Source organism: Roseovarius litorisediminis (genome assembly GCF_900172295.1).
GTDB lineage: Bacteria > Pseudomonadota > Alphaproteobacteria > Rhodobacterales > Rhodobacteraceae > Roseovarius > Roseovarius litorisediminis.
In genome coordinates this window covers 1-7003 of record NZ_FWFL01000022.1, presented here as the reverse complement: position 1 = coordinate 7003, position 7003 = coordinate 1, and the positions used below count along the sequence as shown (strand labels likewise).

5 protein-coding genes and 1 pseudogene are annotated in these 7003 nt (G+C 52.5%); 5 read left to right on the top strand and 1 reads right to left on the bottom strand.

Annotated elements, in window-relative coordinates; translation table 11 throughout:
• Positions 1 to 576: 576 nt before the first annotated feature.
• Positions 577 to 1299 (top strand): hypothetical protein, encoded by a 723-nt coding sequence (locus PEL8287_RS19480; RefSeq protein ID WP_085894117.1) that lies wholly within the window; start codon positions 577 to 579, stop codon positions 1297 to 1299.
• 177 nt (positions 1300 to 1476) lie between these two features.
• Here the strand turns inward: PEL8287_RS19480 and PEL8287_RS19475 are convergent, their stop codons facing one another.
• Positions 1477 to 2493, bottom strand: a complete 1017-nt coding sequence (locus PEL8287_RS19475) for an extracellular catalytic domain type 2 short-chain-length polyhydroxyalkanoate depolymerase (RefSeq protein WP_085894116.1) — start codon at positions 2491 to 2493, stop codon at positions 1477 to 1479.
• Positions 2494 to 2990: 497 nt separating this feature from the next.
• Between PEL8287_RS19475 and PEL8287_RS19885 the strand changes: the two are divergent.
• From PEL8287_RS19885 to PEL8287_RS19460, 4 genes and pseudogenes are all read left to right on the top strand, one after another.
• A pseudogene (locus PEL8287_RS19885) lies at positions 2991 to 3101 on the top strand (IS3 family transposase); the annotation flags it as partial.
• Positions 3102 to 3579: 478 nt separating this feature from the next.
• Complete coding sequence (locus PEL8287_RS19470) at positions 3580 to 4845, top strand: arylsulfotransferase family protein (protein WP_085894115.1); 1266 nt, start codon at positions 3580 to 3582, stop codon at positions 4843 to 4845.
• Between the two features lie 13 nt (positions 4846 to 4858).
• On the top strand, positions 4859 to 5056 hold the full coding sequence (locus tag PEL8287_RS19465; RefSeq protein ID WP_085894114.1) for a hypothetical protein: 198 nt from the start codon (positions 4859 to 4861) through the stop codon (positions 5054 to 5056).
• A gap of 140 nt (positions 5057 to 5196) precedes the next feature.
• Positions 5197 to 6501, top strand: coding sequence for a sulfotransferase (locus PEL8287_RS19460; RefSeq protein ID WP_176228710.1), 1305 nt, complete (start codon positions 5197 to 5199; stop codon positions 6499 to 6501).
• Positions 6502 to 7003 lie beyond the last annotated feature (502 nt).

The following is a 7003-nucleotide window of genomic DNA, read 5'->3' as shown; positions in this document are numbered from 1 at the left end:
GAGAACTCATAAAACAGCGCCGCCTGTGCTTCCTGCCTCGGTCCCAACATCGCAAAATCCCCCGATCAAGATGGGAATTGAATCAGTGATGCACGCCTCGATCAAGGAAGAGTTTTTCAACAAAATACGCCCTGACCCGCGGCGCGATTAATGATCGCGCAATTCATGTCAACGCCACGTCAACCCGCATGTGCCTGTTTGGCACGGTTTGGGACGTTTGAAGCCTGTCAATGACGGACGGTGTCGGAACGGAAAATACGTGAAATCAAAGGCTTATTGCGTAAGTAATTGGTTTTACTAAGTTATTGAAATCGCTGGGGTTTCGGCTCATAACCTGAAGGTCGTAGGTTCAAATCCTACTCCCGCAACCAAAAACACCAAACAATACCAAAGCCTTAGGCCTCGCATAACGCGGGGCTTTTTGCTTGTCCGCATTCCATGTCAACGCCACGTCAACGTTTGCCGAGTCGCGTTGAAAAAGTGTCGGGAAATCAATCGCCTACCATAAATCCTAATTTTGCGGTCATCGACCATTTGAGTCTGGCCCGGCCGAAATCCTTGTGGCAGCATCGCGCCATGATCGAGTTCCGCTCCCTTCCCGATGACCATCCTGACCTAGCATGTTCGCCGCTGTTGCGCGCGGCACTGCTGACGCTCCAGTACGCACAGGAGCACGGGGCCATCGGTCTGACCAAAACCATGGCCTTCAAGCGCGTCTTTGTGCATTGGGCCGTCGAGCATTTTGAGTGGCCCGGCAAAAGCGCCGAGGAAATGTTCCGCTACAACAAGGTCATCAATGAATATGAATTCCCGCCGCTCGAGGTGCTGCACTATCTTCTGATCAGCATGCGCTTGGGTCGGCACTTGAAAGGGGAATTCCGGCTGACCAGGCGTGGGGCAGAACTGGCAGACGCGCCAGCGCGGCTGTTTGCCGAACTCATCCCTTTCTTCGTTCTAAGGATCGACCACTCCTCCTACGCGCGTTTCGAGGAACGGCCCTTCGGCAAATGGGATGTGTGGATGAACGTCATCAACGTCGAGGCTGACCATGGCACCACCGAGCGGGCGCTGTACGCGGCTTTGTACGGCGAGGAACACGACTGGGACAACTCTGGATGGCGCGAAATGGCGGCGTTCTCGTCCTGCGTCCTGCGCCCACTTGAATGGGCAGGACTGCTTGTCGAGACCCGCGAGGAGCGCGAGGGCAAGCACGTCCATCACGTGTTCAAGACACCGCTCTGGCGGAGCGCGATGAAGCTCAACACGGACGACATGCTGCGGCCCGTTTCTGTTCAGTAGAGCACCTACGCACTCGGCCCATTGCTGACCTTCGCGAAGACCTCTCAATGCTGCGGGGCGGCCTGCCATTGCGGCCATTCGTGCTTAGCGCAGCATTTTAAGATGCAAGAACTCGGGCTGCAGACAAAGTGACATTTCGTTTTGCGGTCAGCAAGGTCGGCCAAAAGGAAAAATACTTCATTGCTTTAGTGGCGCGCCAATTGCGGCTGCCATCCGTGCCACGGCGGACAATTGTGGGGCCGTTCGACTCAAATAGTCCGGCCCTGAATAGCCCCACCAATCCCAGCATCCATTCGGGTTTCCAGCAAACCAGTTGTACCAAGGCGAAGGTATCCTGATGGCCTGTGGATAGAGTACGACGATCCTGTTTGCCTCTGCCCATCTGTTGTAGCCCGTCAGCCGTGCATAGTTCTCACCGATGACCTGTCGACCTTGCTTGCAACCATGCAATGCGATGTGCAGACGGCAGGTTTCGCCCGCCGCGCAGTCAGCCGGAACATAGACGAAAGCAATATCGTCCATACCCGCGGCACCGTTGGTATATTGAGCCTGATCAAAGGTCACGAACCCTTGTTCTCTTGGCTCAACCGGAGGCGACAAGTCTTCGTACAGCTGGTTCAGAATGTCACCGGCCTGATCAAAATCACAATCAATGAGGAAATCGGGACGGGTCGCATCGCAGGTTACCGACCCCTGCTTAGTGACAAACCCGTGTCCCGCATCGACCTCTGTCACGTAGGTAAAGTTTCCTGCAGTCACGCCCAGCAAAACATATGTTTTACGTAATGCGTCCATTGTCGATCGCGCCACAGTGTCATCAGCCTGGCCATGAAAAAGATAGAGCCTGTCGGCCGAGATATCCTGGAGCGGGTCTATGCGGTTCTCTGCCGCCAAGGCTTTCATCGATTCGAGGGAACTGTCCGGATCGGCGTCGACAAAAAACGGGTCCATGCACACATAGAGCGCGCGCCACACAGAATGATCCGCGCAATCATATGGCCCACCTGCGACAATGCCCGCGCCCGAGATGGCACCCGAGAAGGCGACTTGCAGTTGCACCGCCATGAATGCCCCGCTGGACAGTCCGGACACGGTTGTCGCTTCGGGTTCGAGATTCAGTACGGGTAACGGCTCAGCAGCCGCGACGCCTGAGACAAATGCAAAGGCAAATGTAAGCCGGAGCGGGTTTACCATCGCGAAAAACTCCTAAAGGTGGGAAATCCAACCCTTCCCGCAGGTGACAGGCTTTCATATGGGATGATACCGGAATATTTTACTCCACGCCATTTCGTCCGCCAGTTAAGGACGAAACAGCAGACCAAGGCGCAGCCAAAATGGGCGCAGGTAGCAAATAGCAGGCAGTCTTTCGACATCTTCACTTGAGGTGCGCGTTCCAGACTGGGGCCACGGACAGCAGAGGGAACAAGGCGGATGCCGCGTAGGATGCAGGCCCGGGCTTGCTCTTTTTTGCTCTGTGGCAACACTGCTACCGTGCCAATAATCCATTACCACTCACGGCCCAATCCGGACTTTCACTTGTCAGTCCGTCACTGCAGCGTAGCTTTCTCAGACCAGCCATTCGCGCGTGGCGCAGCATTTTGGTCGCTCGATCGTCGGTCTGCGGACCTTTCCGACGCTGATTGAAGGTCGGATTTAGTGATTTTCCGCGTTGAGGCCAATATTGTTGACTTATAGCGGAGACGCAAGATTATGCCACACAATGGCTCTGGACTTTCAACAATGATCGACCCAACATGGGCGTTGGCGGGATCACACCTGCAATGAAACTGAGAATGGCTGCGTGGATTCCACGACCACGCCCGCTAAAAATGGGAGGCTCACTATTCTCTTGCTGGAACACGAAGGGGTAAAATACCTTGAATTGAACATATTGGAGGGCGAAAAATAACCTACACCGCATTGGGGTAATTGATACCTGTGGCGAATTTGGTAGGGTGGCCTTTCGTGCGCATTACCTTGAAGATTGCGCTATTGAGGAGATTCAAATGAGTATCCAAAGCCAGATCGATAGTGGGCCGATAAGGTTCTTTAATGCAGGTAGTGGGATGCAAGATGTAGAAAATTTGCCGCTTTGGGAATTAGACTTAACGCTATTGATCTAATTCTCGTCGATTTAGTGAATGAAATGATCAGTTATCTCGAGCAACTTTACGTCAGAGCCAAACTTCATTCGCTCGCTGATACATTCTCACTCGGCAATGTTTTAGGGAGCGTGTAATTTTGCAGCGATTACCCATCTTGCTTTTCGTATGTTCACTTATGGCTGCAGCTTATTTGTATGGCGCATTTTCCTATCGTTATTCGTGGTTTCCGACCTCACAACTGCGAGAAGCTAAGCGCACGATTCAGGGGCTGATAGAGACTTGGTCTGGTAATGATGTTCTAAGCGCAGCAGAAGGATCGGCAATCGAAATTGTAGATTCCACGCGCATTACTGACAATCTGGTTTTGGTGATGGGTATTGGCCCAAACCGACGCAATTTCGTCCATATAATCAACCGCGAAGGGCAGATTGTTCATGAATGGATGCCTAACTGGTTCGAAATCTGGAAGGATGACACACAGTTCCCCTTGGAGCGGCGCCCCAAATCACAACCAGGAGCCATCGTTCACGGAATCGCATTGCTGCCGTCTGGTGATATAGTTCTGAACTTTGAGCACCTCAGCACTGTGCGCCTCAATATGTGCGGCAACTTGGTCTGGAAACTGCCCAACCTTGGGCATCATTCAGTTCATGTTGCCGAGGACGGAAATCTATGGGTGTCTGCTGAGGACTATATCGAAGAAAACCCAACCGGGTTTCAGAATCATACAGCCCCGTTGCAATCCTGGACCATTCAGAAAATTTCGCCTGACGGAAAAATTCTAAAAACGGTCCCGGTCATCGAAATTCTGAAGAGCAACGGACTGGAGGGGTTGTTGCATCTTTCCTCGATCGAAAATGGGAAAACGGAGGTATCGGGTGATACCTTGCATCTGAATGAGGTTGAGACTTATCCATCACGATTCAGTTCGGATATTTTTGCTCCTGGAGACCTTTTGCTTTCGCTTCGGAATATCAATACGATCTTGGTAATTGACCCAAACACCTACAAGATCAAATATCGCGAAACCGGCGCGTTTCTGCGTCAGCATGACCCTGATTTTATTGGGGGGAATTTGATTTCGGTCTTTGACAATCGCAATCTCAGACCATCGAGAAAGCCAGAGAAACCAGCCAGCCGCATCGTGGTGATTGATGCAGCTAAGCAAAACGCATCGGTCGCGCTGTCAGGAGCTGGGGAGCATACGTTTTTCACCAGCATCATGGGTGAGCATCAGAATCTGCCCAACGGCAATATCCTGGTCACGTCCACTACAGAAGGCCGTGTTATGGAATATGCAGCGGATGGGTCGCTGCTATGGAGCTTTCAGAACCGAGTTGATGATGAATGGAACGGTCATGTGACGATGGGTATGTTGCTGCCGGATAAATACGATAAAAACTTTTTCACAGAGCGGGCAAGGGCCTGCGCTGCAGAATAAAGAGGACTGAAAAATGAAACGTCTAGGGTTACTCCTTTTTGTCGTGGCCACACCGGCCCATGCTTACATCGGGCCCGGTGCCGGATTGGGTGCTATCGGGACAGTGATCGCAGTGTTGGCGGCCGTAGTACTATTGGTTGCAGGTTTCGTTTGGTATCCCGTGAAGCGCTTGTTGAAAAAACGCTCTACCCAGGATGACAAGAAGCAGTGATGGTCATTTTCGCGCTGGTGGCCATTGCAGCATGTCTGGCCGTATTCATCGTGGTATTCAGATATCTTGCTGTTGCACGATTTCTGAAGGCCGGCGCAGAGGAAGCTGCAAGGGGTATGTCCACTGTTCTGGATGGTCAGTTGGGCGATAATGCAAAAGAAACAGCGGTCCGGAAATCCGGACTCGTGCTACTTTTTAATCTCTTTCAATTTCTGTGGCGCATCGGCACCTGCGTGGCTGCGGCGGCGCCTATTGTGTGGCTGTTTGACCAGACTGGCCTAACGACGGCGAAGGCAATGCTCGATCTCTCGCTGAGCTGGGAATTTATCCTTGGCACGAGCGTAATCGGCGTTTTGGTGGCTACTCATTTTTCGCGCAAGCGCAAGACGAATCAAGGGAATTCAAGCTATTCCTTTGCAGATCGCTTGGTGCATGGCATTGCTTTTTCCAGCCGCGATCTGCAACTGACAGCCGCTGACTTCGACCAACGTATCATGGGGCGACGTATCGACGGGATTCCTGACCAGCCGCCAATCTTCATCACTTCTCTCCCTCGTGCAGGGACCACCGTTTTGCTGAATGCAATGAATGATGTACCGTCGTTGGCCACCCACCTTTATCGCGATATGCCATTTATCACAGCGCCGCTGCTTTGGTCGAAGCTGAGCAAGTCGTTCAAGAAAAACACTGAAGAACGCGAGCGCGCGCACGGAGATGGGCTGACTGTCGGGTTTGACAGCCCTGAGGCTTTCGAGGAAGTCTTCTGGCGGATGTTCTGGCCGCAGAAATATACCGACGAAACAATTGAGCTTTGGCATGAGGATGACCTGAACAACGAAGCGGCCCGGTTTTTCAAAGAGCATTTCCGAAAGATCGTGGCGCTCAGAACTGATGGGCAGGGGCGCTACATTTCCAAAAACAATGGCAATATTGGACGGCTTGATCTGTTGCCGCTAATGTTTCCAGGGTGCCAAATCATTGTCCCGTTCCGCGATCCGGTCGAACATGCTGCATCTTTGTTGCGGCAACACCTGAATTTCCTGCAACAGCAAGCTGAAGATCCATTTGTTGCACGGTATATGTGTGATATCGGGCATTTTGAGTTCGGAGAACTACATCGCCCGTTTGCGTTTCCGGGGTTCGCCCCGGGTGGCCGGTCGCCGCAAGACGCAGATTACTGGCTGGCTTATTGGATCGCCGCGTACCACCATATCAAAACCTGCGCGGATGGAGCTCTTTTTATCGCCTCTGAATCGTTTGGCAGGGACGGTGAAAAGTTGATGCATCAGCTTTGCAATCGCATCGGCGTTCAACATGACACTGTACCATTCTCGGGTCATTTCCGGCCGATTGCGCCACGGGCAAATCGCGCCGCTTTTTCCTCAAACCTGATTGATGAAGCGTACGGTGTGCTTGACGATCTCAAGGTCCGTGACCTATTTTAACTTTGCCGCCATAATTTTCGCAGCTTCACGGAGCGGATAATAAGTGATATGCGCATATCGCTGATCCGTCATCGGGTTTGTGTGTCCAATGGTCTCCCAACAATTGCCAAGCTCATACCGCGTGAGGCAGGTCGGGACGCATGAGTATGGCGGTTGCCGTGGATGCGGTAGGGAGCAAGATCTGTTGAAGAAAGTGGTTATTGCTCAATAGCTATAATACCAACTCAGGCCAATCGTCAGCATGACCACAGTGAATGTCCGCTTACTCGGATGGCACATTTCGATTTCGCCCCCGCAGCGAATGTCCGGAACCCGCCGATTCTGTGGAAAAACAACGTGTTGCTGTTGCAGAAAGTGTGGTTCTGAACAGAGCGCGAGCGCCTTTTCTATCAGGCTTTGCGCGTTTGCTGCGGTGCAGGAAGGATCTTGGCCAGTTTGCGGAGGTTTTGGGCGGTGGCGGCGAGGAGGAATTCGTCATTTGCACCGCATGGGCCGCGTAATC

Coding starts and splice junctions, on each gene's coding strand:
- PEL8287_RS19470 (WP_085894115.1), top strand. CDS start 3,580: ATGGCTGCAGCTTATTTGTATGGCGCATTTTCCTATCGTTATTCGTGG.
- PEL8287_RS19475 (WP_085894116.1), bottom strand. CDS start 2,493: ATGGTAAACCCGCTCCGGCTTACATTTGCCTTTGCATTTGTCTCAGGC.
- PEL8287_RS19480 (WP_085894117.1), top strand. CDS start 577: ATGATCGAGTTCCGCTCCCTTCCCGATGACCATCCTGACCTAGCATGT.
- PEL8287_RS19465 (WP_085894114.1), top strand. CDS start 4,859: ATGAAACGTCTAGGGTTACTCCTTTTTGTCGTGGCCACACCGGCCCAT.